This is a genomic window from Asaccharospora irregularis DSM 2635 (assembly GCF_900129815.1).
In the GTDB taxonomy this organism is placed as follows: Bacteria; Bacillota; Clostridia; order Peptostreptococcales; family Peptostreptococcaceae; genus Asaccharospora; species Asaccharospora irregularis.
Genome location: NZ_FQWX01000003.1, coordinates 171,375 through 187,604, shown reverse-complemented (window position 1 = coordinate 187,604; position 16,230 = coordinate 171,375). Strand labels below are relative to the sequence as shown.

Annotated in this window: 16 protein-coding genes, 1 CRISPR repeat array and 1 riboswitch; of the genes, 13 read left to right on the top strand and 3 right to left on the bottom strand. The window is 28.7% G+C overall.

Features of this window, described 5'->3' with window-relative positions:
• Positions 1–6: 6 nt before the first annotated feature.
• Positions 7–629: direct repeats of the CRISPR family, unit length 29 nt; unit sequence GTTTTATATTAACTATGTGGTATTTAAAG.
• Positions 630–803: 174 nt separating this feature from the next.
• Together BUB34_RS02875 and BUB34_RS02870 are read right to left on the bottom strand one after the other, a co-directional pair.
• Positions 804–1,604, bottom strand: coding sequence for an ABC transporter permease (locus tag BUB34_RS02875; RefSeq protein ID WP_073124048.1), 801 nt, complete (start codon positions 1,602–1,604; stop codon positions 804–806).
• Complete coding sequence (locus BUB34_RS02870) at positions 1,594–2,343, bottom strand: ABC transporter ATP-binding protein (protein WP_073124046.1); 750 nt, start codon at positions 2,341–2,343, stop codon at positions 1,594–1,596. Before BUB34_RS02870 ends, BUB34_RS02875 begins: the two co-directional genes overlap by 11 nt.
• 168 nt (positions 2,344–2,511) lie before the next feature.
• Positions 2,512–2,589, top strand: a riboswitch (cyclic di-GMP riboswitch).
• A gap of 39 nt (positions 2,590–2,628) precedes the next feature.
• Here BUB34_RS02870 and BUB34_RS02865 point away from each other — a divergent pair.
• The gene (locus BUB34_RS02865) at positions 2,629–3,393 is read left to right on the top strand and encodes a methyl-accepting chemotaxis protein (RefSeq protein WP_330392734.1); all 765 of its coding nucleotides are present in this window, start codon (positions 2,629–2,631) and stop codon (positions 3,391–3,393) included.
• A gap of 270 nt (positions 3,394–3,663) precedes the next feature.
• On the top strand, positions 3,664–3,987 hold the full coding sequence (locus BUB34_RS02860) for a GNAT family N-acetyltransferase (protein ID WP_073124041.1): 324 nt from the start codon (positions 3,664–3,666) through the stop codon (positions 3,985–3,987).
• Positions 3,988–4,067: 80 nt separating this feature from the next.
• Here the strand turns inward: BUB34_RS02860 and BUB34_RS02855 are convergent, their stop codons facing one another.
• Positions 4,068–5,054 (bottom strand): ABC transporter substrate-binding protein, encoded by a 987-nt coding sequence (locus tag BUB34_RS02855; protein ID WP_073124039.1) that lies wholly within the window; start codon positions 5,052–5,054, stop codon positions 4,068–4,070.
• A 518-nt stretch (positions 5,055–5,572) separates the two neighbouring features.
• Here BUB34_RS02855 and mscL point away from each other — a divergent pair.
• The 11 genes from mscL to BUB34_RS02800 all read left to right on the top strand — a co-directional run bounded on the left by mscL (position 5,573) and on the right by BUB34_RS02800 (position 16,223).
• Entirely contained in the window at positions 5,573–5,995 is a 423-nt protein-coding gene (gene mscL, locus BUB34_RS02850) for a large conductance mechanosensitive channel protein MscL (RefSeq protein WP_084120121.1), read from the top strand.
• A gap of 318 nt (positions 5,996–6,313) precedes the next feature.
• Positions 6,314–6,994 carry a response regulator transcription factor gene (locus tag BUB34_RS02845; protein ID WP_073124037.1) on the top strand — a complete coding sequence of 227 codons (681 nt, stop codon included), beginning with the start codon at positions 6,314–6,316 and terminating at the stop codon, positions 6,992–6,994.
• A gap of 1 nt (position 6,995) precedes the next feature.
• Positions 6,996–8,468, top strand: coding sequence for a sensor histidine kinase (locus tag BUB34_RS02840; RefSeq protein WP_073124035.1), 1,473 nt, complete (start codon positions 6,996–6,998; stop codon positions 8,466–8,468).
• Between the two features lie 68 nt (positions 8,469–8,536).
• Positions 8,537–8,866, top strand: a complete 330-nt coding sequence (locus BUB34_RS02835; RefSeq protein WP_073124033.1) for a hypothetical protein — start codon at positions 8,537–8,539, stop codon at positions 8,864–8,866.
• Positions 8,867–9,000: 134 nt separating this feature from the next.
• Complete coding sequence (locus tag BUB34_RS02830; protein ID WP_073124031.1) at positions 9,001–9,477, top strand: permease; 477 nt, start codon at positions 9,001–9,003, stop codon at positions 9,475–9,477.
• A complete protein-coding gene (locus BUB34_RS02825; RefSeq protein WP_073124029.1) occupies positions 9,477–10,010 on the top strand; it encodes a permease in 534 nt (177 codons plus the stop codon). Before BUB34_RS02830 ends, BUB34_RS02825 begins: the two co-directional genes overlap by 1 nt.
• A 189-nt stretch (positions 10,011–10,199) precedes the next feature.
• Positions 10,200–12,692, top strand: a complete 2,493-nt coding sequence (locus BUB34_RS02820) for a CoA-disulfide reductase (RefSeq protein WP_073124027.1) — start codon at positions 10,200–10,202, stop codon at positions 12,690–12,692.
• A 241-nt stretch (positions 12,693–12,933) separates the two neighbouring features.
• The gene (locus BUB34_RS02815; RefSeq protein WP_073124025.1) at positions 12,934–13,743 is read left to right on the top strand and encodes a nitroreductase family protein; all 810 of its coding nucleotides are present in this window, start codon (positions 12,934–12,936) and stop codon (positions 13,741–13,743) included.
• Between the two features lie 429 nt (positions 13,744–14,172).
• Positions 14,173–14,340 (top strand): hypothetical protein, encoded by a 168-nt coding sequence (locus tag BUB34_RS13195; protein ID WP_159430047.1) that lies wholly within the window; start codon positions 14,173–14,175, stop codon positions 14,338–14,340.
• A gap of 97 nt (positions 14,341–14,437) precedes the next feature.
• Entirely contained in the window at positions 14,438–14,827 is a 390-nt protein-coding gene (locus BUB34_RS02805; RefSeq protein ID WP_073124021.1) for a carboxypeptidase regulatory-like domain-containing protein, read from the top strand.
• A gap of 67 nt (positions 14,828–14,894) precedes the next feature.
• Positions 14,895–16,223, top strand: coding sequence for a clostripain-related cysteine peptidase (locus tag BUB34_RS02800; protein WP_073124019.1), 1,329 nt, complete (start codon positions 14,895–14,897; stop codon positions 16,221–16,223).
• Positions 16,224–16,230: the final 7 nt, after the last annotated feature.

The following is a 16,230-nucleotide window of genomic DNA, read 5'->3' as shown; positions in this document are numbered from 1 at the left end:
TATTGCGTTTTATATTAACTATGTGGTATTTAAAGCCATTTAGTTGTTCCCTATACTTGTTGTTTTGTTTCCGTTTTATATTAACTATGTGGTATTTAAAGTCATTTATATATTTTATATTCAATTAGTAAATCCTTTAGTTTTATATTAACTATGTGGTATTTAAAGTTTGTTAATAAAAGCTTTTGGTCTAGTCTTACAGTAGTTTTATATTAACTATGTGGTATTTAAAGTTTACTAGCTAAAATAACAAGTACAGGGCAAGAAGAGTTTTATATTAACTATGTGGTATTTAAAGGAGGACTTAACGGAAGAAGAAAAGAATAGATTTCAATAGTTTTATATTAACTATGTGGTATTTAAAGAGATGATAACACAAAACATAAACTAGATTTAATTAAAAAGGTTTTATATTAACTATGTGGTATTTAAAGTTTATTTTGCCAAGTTCGGGCAACAAAAAACAAATAAGTTTTATATTAACTATGTGGTATTTAAAGCAGGGACTGCAACAGGTCTGGGTTGCTCACTAATGGTTTTATATTAACTATGTGGTATTTAAAGTACAACTGATTACTGGTAGTCAGTCGTAAGATAACAGTTTTATATTAACTATGTGATATAAAATAGAACTTGGCCATATATCAAAATGATGTTTTCAGGAAAGATATGTAATTGATTAAATAATGGGTTAAACATAAATAAGTACTATATAAAATTAAAAGAAAACTATGGTAGCTGAGATAACTTTTAAAAAATGAAGAAATGTGTATACCCCACAAAATAGGATATACACATTTTTATTATCTAGAATTATATATTTTTTCAATTATATTAACAATAGCATACATTAGCCATGCACAAACCGCAAGAACAAATACACCCATCATAACTAGGTCAAGTCTAAAAACCTGGCTACCGTAAACTATCAAATATCCGATTCCGTTTCTTGAAACTAAAAATTCCCCTACAATAACACCGACCCATGCCATACCTATATTAATCTTAGTAAGATTTATAAGATTTGCAATATTTGCTGGTAAAATAAGTTTAAACAATACTTGAGACTTAGTAGCTCCAAAGCTTCTAAGCATCTTCACTTTTTCTTCATCTACACTTATAAAGTAGTTGTATGCAGACAATATAGTAACTACTACTGAAATTGTAACAGCAGTTACAACAATTCCCTTAATACCTGCTCCAACCCAAACTATAATAATAGGAGCTAAAGCAGTTTTAGGAAGTGCATTTAAAACAACTAAAAATGGATCCAGAATTTTAGAAAGTTTTTCTGACCACCATAGCATAATAGCTACTAATATACCAAGAATAGTACCGATTACTAGACCTAGTACAGTTTCATAAATAGATACCCCTATATGTTTAAATAACTGTCCGTTCTCACTATATTGTAAAAATAATTTAAATATATCGCTCGGCTTACTAAATAAAAATGTATCTATGATGTTTAGATTGGCTAAAATTTCCCATAGAAATATAAAGCCTACAAAAATTAAAAGTTGGGACACAAGTATATTTCTTTTGTATCTTTTGCTTTCTTTAATATAATTTGAATAGCCTTCAGAGTCTTTATTAATTCTCACTACTGTTCAGCTCCTTCCATAAGATGTCAAAGTAAGTTTGGAATTCAGGAACTTTACGAGCTTTAAGAGGAGTTTTTTCCCCAGCCATTTTAAGATTTATATCATACATATTTTTAACAGTGGCAGGTCTGTGACTTAGAATTGCCACTTTATCAGACATACTAATGGCTTCTGATATATCGTGAGTCACAAGAATAGCCGATTTATTTTCATTTCTAATAATCCTATACACATCATCACTTACTAAAATTCTAGTTTGGTAATCTAGGGCAGAGAAAGGTTCATCTAAAAGAAGTATATCTGGGTTAACTGAAAGAGTACGAATAAGAGCAACTCTTTGTCTCATACCACCTGATAACTCTTTTGGATACATATTTCTAAAATCCCATAATCCATAAGTTTTCAATAACTTTTCTATCCTATTTATTGTTTCTTCATTTTTTTTATTTTGAATTTCTAAGCCTATAGTTATATTATCTATAATATTCCTCCATTCAAGTAATTGATCTTTTTGAAACATATAACCTATATTCTTGTCAACTCTTACATCACCGGATGTTGGTTGCAAGAGATTTGCTAATACGTTAAGTATAGTAGACTTACCACTTCCAGATGGTCCAAGGAGTGTTAAAATTTCACCTTCGTTTAATGAAAAACTGATGTCTTTTAAAACTTCTATTTCACCTTCCTTGTTGTAGAAGTTCTTGGTAAGATTCTTAACTTCTACTATTGATTGCATTAAGTCACCCCCTGTGATTTAGCTAGTATAGTTTATTGTATTAAACTCGATGCGATTTTGTACCACTTTTGGAGTGATATTATTTTAATATCACATAAATTTAGAAAATATGCTAAATATTTACAAAAACAATTATAAATGTTAAAATGAAATGTAATTTAAATTATAAAATTTAATTAGCAAACCCGAAGTGATTCGGCGACGCAAAGCTAGAGGGACTTTTTTAAAAGTTAGCCAGTTGCATAAATTAATCTTTTATATAAGAGTATTAGCAGCTTTATGTTGATGCTCTTTTATTTTGTTGGATATGCACCAGTAAAGAACAGTAACGGATGGGGTATAGGTATAAAAGTAGATAAGAGTGATTTCCTTATTTCATCACATATACAACATACAGCAGAGAATGCAGAAAGAGCAAAAAACATAGCAGAAGAATCTAGTATTGCAACAGACAGAGGAAAAGAGCATATGAAAGAAATGATTATTGCTATGGATGAAATCAATAGTACATCTAACAAAATCGGTCATATAATAAAAAATATTGATGAGATAGCATTCCAGACAAATATATTGGCATTAAATGCAGCTGTAGAAGCGGCACGTGCTGGTGAATCTGGAAAAGGATTTGCAGTTGTTGCTGATGAAGTTAGAAGCCTTGCTGAGAAATCTGCACAAAGTGCAAAAGATACTGCACAATTAATTGAGAAATCTCTTTTAGCAATAGAAAGTGGTACAAGAATTGTTTCAGAAACTGCAAAGGCACTTGAAGAAGTTGTTTATAGTTCACATAGATCGGCTGAGGTAATACAAGAAATTGCTGATGCAAGTAGTGAACAAGCAGATGATATAAATCAAGTAAACGTAGGTGTAGAACAAATATCTGTAGTTGTTCAAACCAATTCAGCAACTTCTGAAGAAAGTGCAGCTGCAAGTGAAGAGTTGTCAAGTCAGGCTCAGATACTAAAGGAGCTTATTGGTCAATTTAAATTAAAAAATGAACAGGCTAAATATTTTGATAGTAAGCTTTTATTTGATAGTGAAGAATTATAAACTTTTTAAATAAGTGTTATAAAATTTATAATAAGATATATAATATTTCTAGGGTTTAATTAATATACCTAGGGTTTAATTAATATACCTAGGATTTAATTAATATACCTAAGGTTTGATTTATATACTTAGATAATTTGATATGCTTAATGTTTATATTTTATAACAAGTTTCAAAAATAAGTGGTTTATTGTATAATAGAATCATCAAATTATACTTTGAAAATAAACTGGATAAGATAAATGCTTTTATCTAAGATAGGAGGACAATATGGATTGGAAATATGAAGAAGGACGAATATATAGTATAGACGAAAAAAATGAATTGATGGCTGAGGCAACTTACGTTTTAAAAGAAAATGGAGAGGTAGATATTGATCATACCTATGTTAACCCAGCTTTAAGAGGACAAGGTGTAGCAGGTAAAATGATGAGTGTAGTTGCTGAGTATCTAAGAGAAAAGGGTCTTATAGCTACAGCTACATGTTCATATGCCAACTCTTGGTTTAAAAAGCACAGAGATATATATTCAGATATAATATCTAAAGATATTGACAGCGAAGTTGTCGCATGTAAAATAGGTAAAAAGCATTAGTAAAAAAAATTAGAAATATAAACTGACCCCATATGTTAGACCTAAAATTCTAACATATAAGGAGGTCAGTTTTTTTATGATTAATTTTTTTCGGATTTTATATAAACTATATCCTTATCATTGGGTTTTTTCATAGAAAGTAGATTTAAGACATCTTCATTAATTATTATCTGAGTATCATCTAATGTACTTATTGGTATATTAGATACTTTTTCTCCATTTAAAACTTTAACTGCGATTTCTCCAGTCTTATAACCTAACTTTTCATAATCTATACCTTGGCATGCAAGAGCTCCAGATTTAACTGATCCATCTTCAGAGGCAATTACTGGGATTTTATTATCAGTAGCGATTTTAGAAACAATTGGCATTGAAGAGACAATTAAATTATCTGTTGGAACATATAAAACATCTATATTCTTTGATAAGCTAGAGATTGCTTGATTGATCTCATTTGAAGATGAAATGCCTTTTTCTACAACTTTATAATTGTTTTTAGATGCATATTTTTTTAGCATCTCCACTTGTATTTTGGAGTTTACTTCACTTGTACTATATAAAACACCAATAGTTTTGGCCTTTGGAACAAGAGTTTTAATTAATTCTAAATTCTTGTCTAGAGATATATAATCAGATGTACCAGATAAGTTTCCTTCTGGTTTATCTAGAGATTTTACCAATCCAGCGGCAACTGGATCAGTAACGGCAGTTATTAAAATAGGAATATCTTTAGTTGAATTATAAGCTGCTTGGGCAGATGGAGTTGACACAGCATATATTAAATCTTTTTTATCAGATACAAATTTATTTGCTATTGTTTGAGTTGTCAGCATATCGTTTTGGGCATTCTGGTAGTCAATTTTTATATTTTCGCCGTCTTTGTACCCTTTATCCTCTAGAGCTTTTATAAAACCATTTCTCGCTTTATCTAAAGAGGGATGTTCTACTAATTGAGTAATCCCTATTGTTTTTATATCAGTATTACTATTTTTAGAACAGGCTGTAAGCAAAGAAAGTCCAACTGCTCCTACTAAAATTAAACTCATCATCTTATTTTTTAATGTCATATTAAACACTCCCTTAAAATTTTTTTTATACATAAGAATTATTTTGGATGCAAAAAAGCCACACAATATGACTCGTGTGGCATGATTTTGAATACAAAAAGGCCACACAGTATAATCTGTGTGACCTTATAAATGGTAATTATAAATAACCTCTTATAAACAATATAGCCAACACAGATACAATCCCGAATTATCGTAAGTCATAAGGGGCTTGCATCCATGTTAAAATTAATCAAATTTATAACTTGGTACAAACCCTATATAAATTGGCTATAAAAACTAAATCGTGCTTGTTTGTTTATTAAAGTATTCATAATTACCCTCCAATTCTATTTCATAGTATTTTTTATTTAAATTATTAACAGTATATTCCATCAAAAGGGATAAGTCAATAAAATTAAGAAAAATTTTAATTTTGTTTTTGAAAATATAAAATAAGAATCCTTGCAGTAAATAAAATTTATATATTAGCAAATAATAATACCTACATCAATCAACAATAGAGGAGGTCTTAAACAGTGAAGAAAATTTTCGAAGAATTTAAGAACTTTGCTATGAGAGGAAAGGTTATAGACTTAGCGATAGGGGTTGTAATTGGTAATACTTTTTCAAAGTTTATATCATCTGCTGTATCAGATGTAATTATGCCAATCTTAAGTTTAATCGTTGGTGACATAAACTATAAGGAATATACAATCAATATAGGTGCGAATAACTCAGGGATATTAATTGGAAGGTTTATTGATAATATTATAAACTTGATTTTAGTGACAGCGGTATTATTTGCATTTGTAAAAGTAGTGAACAGACTAAGAGAAGGGCAAGCTGTCAGCTTAAAGGGTGATCCTAAAAAACCAGAAGATATTGCTCTGTTAGAAGAGATAAGGGATTTACTTAAAGGAAATCAAACTTCAGGAAATAAAAATACCAAAAAACAGTAAAAATGTAAAATAATAAAACAGTAAAAATGTAAAATAATAAAACAGTAAAAAATTAAAAATAAATATAAAATATAAAAGGGAAAATATGCTCAAGGGAGTTTTATTTTCCCTTTTTACGCATGAATTAAGTTTCAATACTTTTAAAATTATAAAAATTTATGTGATTAGGTTACAGCAAAAAAAGTATTTTAACTATAATATATCCAGGATATTATATTAAAATATAAAGATAGGATATTAAATTAAGTATATTAAGAAACGTATTATTAAGTTAAATTAAAGACTAGAAAGTTAAGAGGGAGGGGTTTTATAAGTAGGATGATAAATATATTAGTGGCAGAAGATGATTTGAGAATATTGAGGTTGATATCAGATTTTCTAAAAAGGGAAAATTATAATGTATTTACAGCAAAAGATGGACAAGAGGCTTTAGATATATTTGATAGAGAGGAAATATCTCTAGTAGTATTAGATATAATGATGCCTGTATATGATGGATGGCATGTATGTAGAGAAATACGAGCTAAATCAAATATACCGATACTTATACTAACTGCTAAAGATAGTGATTTAGACGAATTGTTTGGGTTTGATATAGGGGCAGATGAATATATATCTAAACCATTTAATCCGAAGCTTTTAGTTGCTAGAATAAAAAATTTATTAAAAAGAGTGGAAAGTTCAGATAATGAGTTAATAGATAAGAACATACTAATTTATGAAGATATATCTGTTAACCTAGATACTAAACTAATGAAAATTGGTAGTGAGGAGATTGAACTAAAACCCAAAGAGTATGATTTGATAGTTTTATTTATAAAAAACCAAGGAAGATTATTTGAAAGAGACAACTTATTAGATTTGGTGTGGGGTTATGATTATCTAGGAGATACGAGAACATTAGATACCCATATAAATAGATTGAGAAATAAATTAGGATCTAAATCACATTTACTAAAAACTATTAGAGGGTTTGGATATAAATTTGGAGGAAAATAACTTGAGGTCTATAAAAAATAAATTACTTACAGGCATTATATTAATAAACTCTATGATATTAGTGGGGATATTAGTTTTTAGATTTGGATTTGAGAATTTTTATATAAAACATACTAGTAAAGAATTAAGCGAATTTGGTGAAAAAATTTCTAATACTCTAATTCAAACTGGGGCGTCTGAATTAGATAAGTATATACCGACATATAGTGAAAGCGAAAATATTAGTGTAGATGTATACGATAAAGATGATCTATTAATTTTTACTAATGGAAATATCCCAATGGGTAATCATGCAAACAATATAAATGCTAAAGGTAATATGTATAGGAAAAATAGGCTATCAATAAAGGGTGAATATAAAGTTAGCAGAAATCTAGAATCATATATTATTGAAGATAAGTCAAAAAAAATAGAATTTTTAGCAACAATAACTTTAACATATGATAATTTATATTCGATAGTATGTAGAACTCCTATAAGTGCAATAAAAAATAGCGTTGCTACAGCATCAAATTTTTTACTTATAATATTTGTTCCTATAACGATACTTAGTATATTTATGGCGATATGGTTTTCCGATAAATTCACAAAACCAATAAGACAACTTACCCATATAAGCAATAAGATATCCAATTTAAATTTTGATGAAAAAGTTAATATACATACAAATGATGAAATTGAGACATTAGGAAATAGTATAAATACATTGTCTTTAAAAGTAAAAAACTCTATGGATGATTTAAAGGTTAAAAATGAAGAACTAGAAATACTTATAGACAACAAAATAAAACAAGAAAAACTAAGGAGAGAATTTGTGTCTAGTGTTTCTCATGAACTCAAAACTCCTATAACAGTTATAAATGGATATGCAGAAGGTCTTAGAAGTGATATTTTAAACAATGAGGAAGATAAGCAGTACTATATAGATGTCATATTTGAAGAAAGTAAAAAGATGGGATTAATGGTAAATGACTTACTAGATTTATACAAATTAGAATCTAATACTTTTAAAATAACCAAAGGAAAGGTAGATTTAGAAGGTTTAATAAGGTCTGTAGTTAAAAAACATGAATTTATATTAAGTGAAAAACTAATAGATATAAATTTAAACCTACAAAAAATTTATATATTAGGAGATAAGATAAGATTAGAGCAAGTTTTTAATAATCTGATTGACAACGCAATAAATCATACTTTTAAGCAAGGTGAAATAAAAATATATACTAAATTACTAAATGATGATGTTTATATAGGTATATATAATACAGGTGAAAATATAAATGAAAATGATTTTAAAAAAATATGGTACTCTTTTGTTAGATTAGATAAAGCAAGAAGTTCAAGTGATAATAGAGTAGGATTGGGACTATCTATTGTAAGGGAGATAATAACTCTTCATGATGGAAAATACGGAGTAGAAAATAAAGAAAATGGCGTGGAATTTTGGATTAAATTAAAAAGTTTTATTTTGTAACATTGGTGTGACATTGGCCTCCTATAATAAATATAAACAAACAAATAAATTATCAGGAGGTAATATCAATGAAAAAATCTTTATTAGCGTTAGGAATAGTATCTTTATTAGGAACAGGGTTATTTACAGCAAATGCTAATGCAGACAATGCAAATTTAGACAATACAGCTGTAGTTTCTCAACAAAACAATAACTTTAGAGAAAGAAATAAAAATGATATGTGTTCAAATTTAACTGAAGAACAATTAAACGAGTATTACAAAATTCAGGATAAAGTACACAAGTATATGGACGAGGACTTTAAAGCTCAAATGAAAAAGAGAAGAGAAGAAAGACAAACATATAGACAAGAAAGACAAAATAATAGAGGTCAAGGAAAAGGTGCTTGTAGACAATAATAAATAGTTCAAAATAAATACCCCAAAATAATTTTAATTATTTTGGGGTATTTTTTTAAAAATAGTGATAAAGTTACAGAATAAAATTAAATTAACAGTTATAATTTAATAATACAAAATAAGGAGGGCAGAGAATGTTTAGTAATATAATATATATATTAGCTATAATACTTTTAATAGTTTCATTAGTTAAAGATAAAAAGAAAACTAAAATGGCTTTAAAAAAAGCATGGAAATCATTTGAAAATATGTTACCACAATTTATAACAATAATAGTGTTAATAGGTATAATACTTGTAATATTAGATGCAGAGGCGATATCAAAACTTATAGGTGAAGGAAGTGGATCTATAGGAGTACTAATATCATCTATAATAGGGTCTATAACACTTATTCCTGCATTTATTGCATTCCCACTTGCTAAGGCACTGATGGAAAATGGGGCAGGTACAGGACAAATAGCTGCATTTATATCAACTCTTATGATGGTTGGGATAGTTACTATACCACTTGAATTAAAGTATTGGGGAAAAAAGGCAACTATACTTAGAAATTCATTGGCATTTATTTTCTCACTAGTAGTAGCAATTGTTATGGGGGTGGTTTTATAATGAAAAATACAATAAAAAAATATAGAGTATCTATAATTATGGTTTTGGTATTAGTGCTTATGAATGTATTTATACCGTCAAAGGGTCAGCAGGCTACAGATATTACAATGAATAATGTGTATGAAATGATTAAGATTATACCGCCAATATTTATATTATTGGGATTGCTTGATGTATGGGTACCAAGAGAGAAAATGATAAAATACATGGGAGATAGTTCTGGAATAGTAGGAGTATTGATAGCATTTTTACTGGGTTCGGCTGCAGCTGGTCCATTATACGCAGCCTTTCCTATTGCAGGAACTTTACTTAAAAAAGGAGCTAGTTTTTACAATGTATTGATATTTATAGGCGCTTGGTCAACTACAAAAATACCACTACTTTTATTTGAAGCTTCTTCCTTAGGGTGGAAATTTACCCTAATTAGACTTGGATTAGATATAATAGGAATATGGATGATAGCGGGTATAACGTACAAAACCTTAAATGAAAAAGATAGACAAAAAATATATAAAATATCAGAAGAGATGTAACCTTGAGCAATTAGCTCAAGGTTTTTTACCTTTATGTGACAAAGTCACAGAAGTATTTTTAGAAATATAATACAATTACGTTAATAAATTAATTATTAAATAATTAATTTACCTATAAGAATGAATAAATTAATGGATAAATTGTTATTTTAAAATATAGAACTAAGTATTGGAGAGGAGAAAAAAATCATGTCTAAAAAGGTTGTAATAATAGGTGGAGTTGCAGGTGGAGCATCAACTGCCGCTAGACTTAGAAGATTAGATGAAAATATGGAAATAGTAATGTTTGAAAAAGGGGAGTATATATCTTTTGCAAACTGTGGTCTTCCTTATTATATAGGAGGGACTATAAATGAAAGAGAAAAGCTAATAGTTCAAACAGTAGAAGCTATGAGTTCAAAATTTAATCTAGACATAAGAACGTTAAGTGAAGTAATAAAGATAGATAAAGATTCAAAAAAAATAACTGTTAAAGATCATAGAAATAACAATGAGTATGAGGAAACTTATGATGTATTAGTTTTATCTCCAGGGGCGAGTCCTATAAAGCCACCTATTAAAGGAATAAAAGAATGCGACAACTTATTTACATTAAGAAATATACCTGATACAGATAAAATAAAAGAGTATGTAGATAATAAAAAACCAAAACATGCAGTAGTCGTAGGTGGAGGATTTATAGGTCTTGAAATGGCTGAAAACCTTTGGGATAGAGATATAAAGCTTACTTTAGTAGAAGCAGGAGATCAAGTTATGGCGCCTCTTGATATAGAGATGGCCAGCATAGTTCATGATCATTTAATAGACAAAGGTGTAGAGTTAATACTAAAAGATGGAGTAAGTGCCTTTTCTGACAATGGTAAAAAAGTAATATTAAATAGTGGAAAAGAAATAGAAACGGATATGATAATCTTATCTATCGGTGTAAGACCAGAAACTACTATAGCTAAAGAGGCTGGTCTTAAGTTAAATGAAAGAGGAGCAATAGTAGTAGATGACTACATGAAAACTTCTGATGAGAGTATATACGCATTAGGTGATGCAGTAGAAATAATAGATTTTGTAAACAAAAAGCCGACAATGATACCTTTAGCTTGGCCTGCCAACAGACAGGGAAGAATAGTTGCAGATAATATATGCAAAAGAAATGTAAAATATAAAGGTACTTTAGGTTCATCTGTTGCAAAAGTATTTGATTATACAGTTGCAACTACAGGAAATAATGAAAAAACTTTAAAGAGACTTGGAGTAGAATACAAGGTAGTTCATATACATCCAGGTTCACATGCTGGATATTATCCAGGATCATTCCCAATATCTTTAAAAATGACATTTGACCCTAAAACAGGGAAAATATTCGGAGCACAAGGCGTTGGTATAGATGGAGTTGAAAAACGTATAGATGTTTTAGCTACGGCTATAAAAGGAGGACTTACTGTATTCGATTTACCAGATGTAGAAACTTGTTATGCTCCACCGTACAATTCAGCTAAAGATCCAGTAAATATGCTAGGATATTATGCATCAAATATACTAGAAGATATGGTAGAAACTATTCAGTGGCATGAGGTTGATGATGTAACAAACAATGGCGGAGTAATAATAGATGTAAGAGAAGAATTTGAATTAGTTACTGGTATGATGCCAAACACTATAAATATACCTCTAGGGCAGTTAAGAGATAGATTAGATGAAATTCCAAAAGACAAGGAATTATATGCTACATGTCAGGTTGGACTTAGAGGATATGTTGCTTGTAGATTATTAGAACAACATGGATTTAAGTGCAAAAATATAGATGGTGGAGTTAAAACTTATCAATTTGTAAAAAGAGCAGAGGAAAATTTAGCTAACCAAAACAAAAAAACTAGTAGTATCTCAACAACAGAGCCTAGTAACAACATGGAACTAGAAGATTTAGATATAACTGAAATAAATGCACACGTTAGTTTAGATGCTTGTGGACTTCAGTGCCCGGGTCCAATAAGAAGAGTATTTGAAGAGATGAATAAAATGCAAGAGGGACAAGTATTAGAAGTAAAAGCAAGTGATCCTGGTTTTTCAAAGGATATAAAAGCTTGGTGTGAAAAGACAGGAAACTCCTTGATAAAGGCTGAATTTGACAAAGCACAAAAATCATTTGTTGCCTTTATAAGAAAGGGAAGTAATAACGTACTTACTAATCCAGGATGCTCAATAAGTCAAAAAGAAAAAGACGGAGCCACATTAGTAGTATTTAGTGGAGACCTAGACAAAGCTATAGCATCATTTATAATAGCAACAGGAGCTGCATCTATGGGCAAAGAAGTAACTATGTTCTTTACATTCTGGGGACTTAACATACTAAAAAGAAAAGATAGACCAAAGACAAATAAAGATACTATGGAAAAAATGTTTGATGTAATGTTGCCATCTCATACTGGCAAACTTCCATTATCCCAAATGAATATGGGTGGAATGGGACCTAAAATGATAAATCAAATAATGAAAAAACATAATGTAGATGACTTAGATACTTTAATGAAAAACGCTATAGATATGGGTGTAAAAGTTGTAGCTTGTGCTATGAGTATGGATTTAATGGGAATAAAGGCAGAAGAATTTATAGATGGTGTTGAAATAGGAGGGGTTGCTTCATACCTAGGAGCAACTGAAGATTCTGGACTAAACCTATTTGTATAAATTAATAGAGCAAAATTAGAAAGTGATAACCTTGTTATTATATGACAATGTTATCACTTTTTTAAATATAATAATTGTCTAGTGTGTACTTGATTATTTTTAGTAGTTTTGTTATATTAAAATAAATTATACATTATATAGAAATATAGAAAAATAAATTAAAAAATAATTAGATAGACTACAAATTGGGTATAAATAGGATATAAAGATAAAAAATAATAAATTAAAGTGGGGGATATATATGGATTATAAAAAACTAATATCAAATGGAAAATCAGTAAGAGAGTTTAAAAACAAGGCAATAGAAGAAAAATATTTTAGTGAAATAGAAAACTACATAAAAAATTCTAAAAAGTTATTGCCTGAAATAGATGTAGAATTAGAAATATTTAATAATGAAGATGTATATGAAAAGCTAGACAAGATATCAGGATACAATGGATATATGATAAAAGCACCTAGTTATGCTGTTATATTATCAGATGTTAAAGATAACTACATTGAAAATAGTGGTTATGTTGGAGAAAGATTGATACTAAAGGCAAGAGATTTAGGAATTGATTCTTGTTGGATAACATTTAAAGATAGTGATGTTATAAAAGAAAAGTTAGGTATTTTATCAGATAAAGAAGTTACTGCTATTATAGCATTAGGTTATGAAGACAATAAGAATACAAAAAATAAGGGTGGATCAGATAGATTAGGTGTAGAAGAAATAGTATACATGAACGAGTGGGGTCAAAATGTTACTGTAACTGAATTAGAGGAAAGAGGTCTTTTCGATGCATTTAGCTATGCTAGAATGGCTCCATCAACACTTAATAGACAGCCATGGAGATTTATAATAGATGGTGCAAAGGTTATACTAGTAGTGAAAAAAGATGACTTTACTAGTTCTTATGAAAGAAGTATAGAGGTTGGAATAGCTATGCTTTACTTCGGTCTAATAATAGATACAACTATGTTTGACTTAAAGTGGAGTATGGATAGTATCAATAAAGATTACAATGTTCCTAACGACTATGAAATAGTAGGTCATTGTAATATATAATATTTTAAGATAATTTGTATAAAATGTAAAAACGACGGTACTGAGTAATTCAGTAGCGTCGTTTTTATTTGCATAAATTTAAATGGACTTATTTATTAGACATTTAATAACATTATTCGAGATAATTTAATAATATAGTTACTAGGAGTTTGTCTCTAATAAATATATTAAAAGAAAGGATATTTTAAATCATGCCAAATAATGTTATGTTTTTATTAATCAGTGTAATTTTAGTGGTTTTAGCAAGCGTATTAATTGTTTTGTTTAAGAAACATCTAAAGTCGATGAATATTTTTGTAGAAGAAATTCGCAAAGAACAAGAAGTACTTCACAATGAAATAAATCAGTCTAATAAACAAAATAATAAAAAAAAAAAATAAAAAAACACAAGTAAAACCAAATAATAAGAAAGTTAATAATAAGAACAATATGGAAAATTTAAATAGCACTAAGTTAAAATCTTCTAAAGTATCTCAAAAAGAGCTTTCAGAATTAATTAAAGGAAAAAAACAAGTATTTAAAAAAGAAGTTCCTATAAAACCTGGTGATGTATTTGTAGATTTAAATATAGATATAGATAAAAATATGAAAAGATAAAAAACTACAAATAGTAACAAAATTCTACTAAGAACATAATATAAAATTAGGAAGAAAACAATAAGTTTCTTCTTAAAAATTAAAGGGAGGAATAAATATGAGTTGTATAGGGCAAGTGCTACAAACACCTGTAAATGTAACTGTTGCACCAAGTGAAAATGGGACATGTTGCTGTAATAATATTATAACACCAGTTGATGATCTTTATATATTAATGAAAGAAATTAATGCTACTATTTTGAGAGGTACAGTTTTATGTGCAAGTAACGAGGATAGTTCAGTTGCAGGTTCTATTGTAGTGGTAACTGATAATGATGGAAATAATTACGTTGGTATAACTAATAGTGATGGAGAATACAGTGTATGTGTTCCTCTTCCAGAAGAAGAAAGTGTAGAATATGAAGTTCAAGCATATTGCTGCTGTAGCTGTAATGGAGATTTCTGTGAAGAAGCCCCATGTACTTGTAGTTGTAATGGTGCAGAATAAAAAAATAATAAATATACAAATAGAAGCAGGAAAAAATTTCCTGCTTTTGTTTTAGAAGGTGAATGTTTTGAAAAATAATTCTTCTAAAGACAAGCTTTGGACAGTACTGATATATGCGAATGGAAACAGTGATTTAGAACCAGAAATTAGTAAATCACTTTTAGATATGGAAAGAATTGGAACTGGTACCAATGCAAATGTAATTGTCCAATTAGCTAGGGCGCCGTATGAATTAGTTAAAACTGTACGTCCAAATTTATTTAGGAGAACTGATATCGATGGTGATTGGAGTGGTGTAAGACGTTATTTAGTTAAAGAGGAGCCAGATACACCACAAAGTAGAAATTTTCAATCAGTAGTTTTAGATGATTTAGGAGATGTAAATATGGCAGACCCAAGTACGTTAAATGATTTTATAATATGGGGGACTAAAAGGTTTCCATCAAAACATATTATGTTGATTCTTGCAGGTCATGGCGCAGGATTTATGGGTATATTGCCAGATTACACATTGAAATGTCCGCAAATAATGAGTGTTAATGGAGTAAATGTTGCTATTAATAAAGCTACAGAAAAAACGGGTAAAAAAGTAGATATTTTGTTACTCGATTCATGTTATATGAATATGATTGAAACTATTTATGAACTTGGTATAGGAAAAAAGTCACCAGATTATTTAATTACTCCTCAAATTTCACCAATAGAGGGATTACCGTATAAAACTATAATGGAACTATTAAGAGAAACAAGTAACAAGGATAATATAAATACTTTCGCAAAAACCTTGGTGTATAAAATTGATAAAACATTAAATAAAAAAAAGATAAAGCTCAAAGTATTTCGTTTAAATAAGTTTTTATTAATACTTACAAAAATAACTATTAGCAATATTTCAAAATTAATTATTAAAGATGGAGTAGATATAAAAAAATATGCTACTAAATTGGATAAAGGATTTCCAGCTATTGATCTTTGCGACTTAATTAATATTTTAAATAACCTTACAAGTAGCTTTTTTATGTTAATAAATACTTTTATTCTTAGAGTATGTATTAAATTTATACAAGTAGCTTTATACGAAGATAAATCTAATGTAGTTGATAGTAATGGCTTGTTTATATTTACTCCTGATAATAATTATTTTAAACTTATAGAAAAATATTACTCCAAAATGAGTTTCACAGACAATAACAAATGGATTTTTTATTTATCAGGCAAAAAAGATAATTGTAGATTTGATGACATACCTTTTAAATATACTTTACCACTGCCTGAGAATATGCCAATAGAAGGAATAAAAAGTGTGATTATATCATATAAACCAAATCTAAGTCAGAATGATTTAAATGTTATAATAGACGATTTAGGATGGTCAGATTGTACAAAATTACAATGAAGGAGTG

Coding starts and splice junctions, on each gene's coding strand:
- BUB34_RS02845 (WP_073124037.1), top strand. CDS start 6,314: ATGATAAATATATTAGTGGCAGAAGATGATTTGAGAATATTGAGGTTG.
- BUB34_RS02865 (WP_330392734.1), top strand. CDS start 2,629: ATGCTCTTTTATTTTGTTGGATATGCACCAGTAAAGAACAGTAACGGA.
- BUB34_RS02820 (WP_073124027.1), top strand. CDS start 10,200: ATGTCTAAAAAGGTTGTAATAATAGGTGGAGTTGCAGGTGGAGCATCA.
- BUB34_RS02870 (WP_073124046.1), bottom strand. CDS start 2,343: ATGCAATCAATAGTAGAAGTTAAGAATCTTACCAAGAACTTCTACAAC.
- BUB34_RS13195 (WP_159430047.1), top strand. CDS start 14,173: ATGGAAAATTTAAATAGCACTAAGTTAAAATCTTCTAAAGTATCTCAA.
- BUB34_RS02860 (WP_073124041.1), top strand. CDS start 3,664: ATGGATTGGAAATATGAAGAAGGACGAATATATAGTATAGACGAAAAA.
- BUB34_RS02825 (WP_073124029.1), top strand. CDS start 9,477: ATGAAAAATACAATAAAAAAATATAGAGTATCTATAATTATGGTTTTG.
- BUB34_RS02815 (WP_073124025.1), top strand. CDS start 12,934: ATGGATTATAAAAAACTAATATCAAATGGAAAATCAGTAAGAGAGTTT.
- BUB34_RS02835 (WP_073124033.1), top strand. CDS start 8,537: ATGAAAAAATCTTTATTAGCGTTAGGAATAGTATCTTTATTAGGAACA.
- BUB34_RS02855 (WP_073124039.1), bottom strand. CDS start 5,054: ATGACATTAAAAAATAAGATGATGAGTTTAATTTTAGTAGGAGCAGTT.
- BUB34_RS02805 (WP_073124021.1), top strand. CDS start 14,438: ATGAGTTGTATAGGGCAAGTGCTACAAACACCTGTAAATGTAACTGTT.
- BUB34_RS02830 (WP_073124031.1), top strand. CDS start 9,001: ATGTTTAGTAATATAATATATATATTAGCTATAATACTTTTAATAGTT.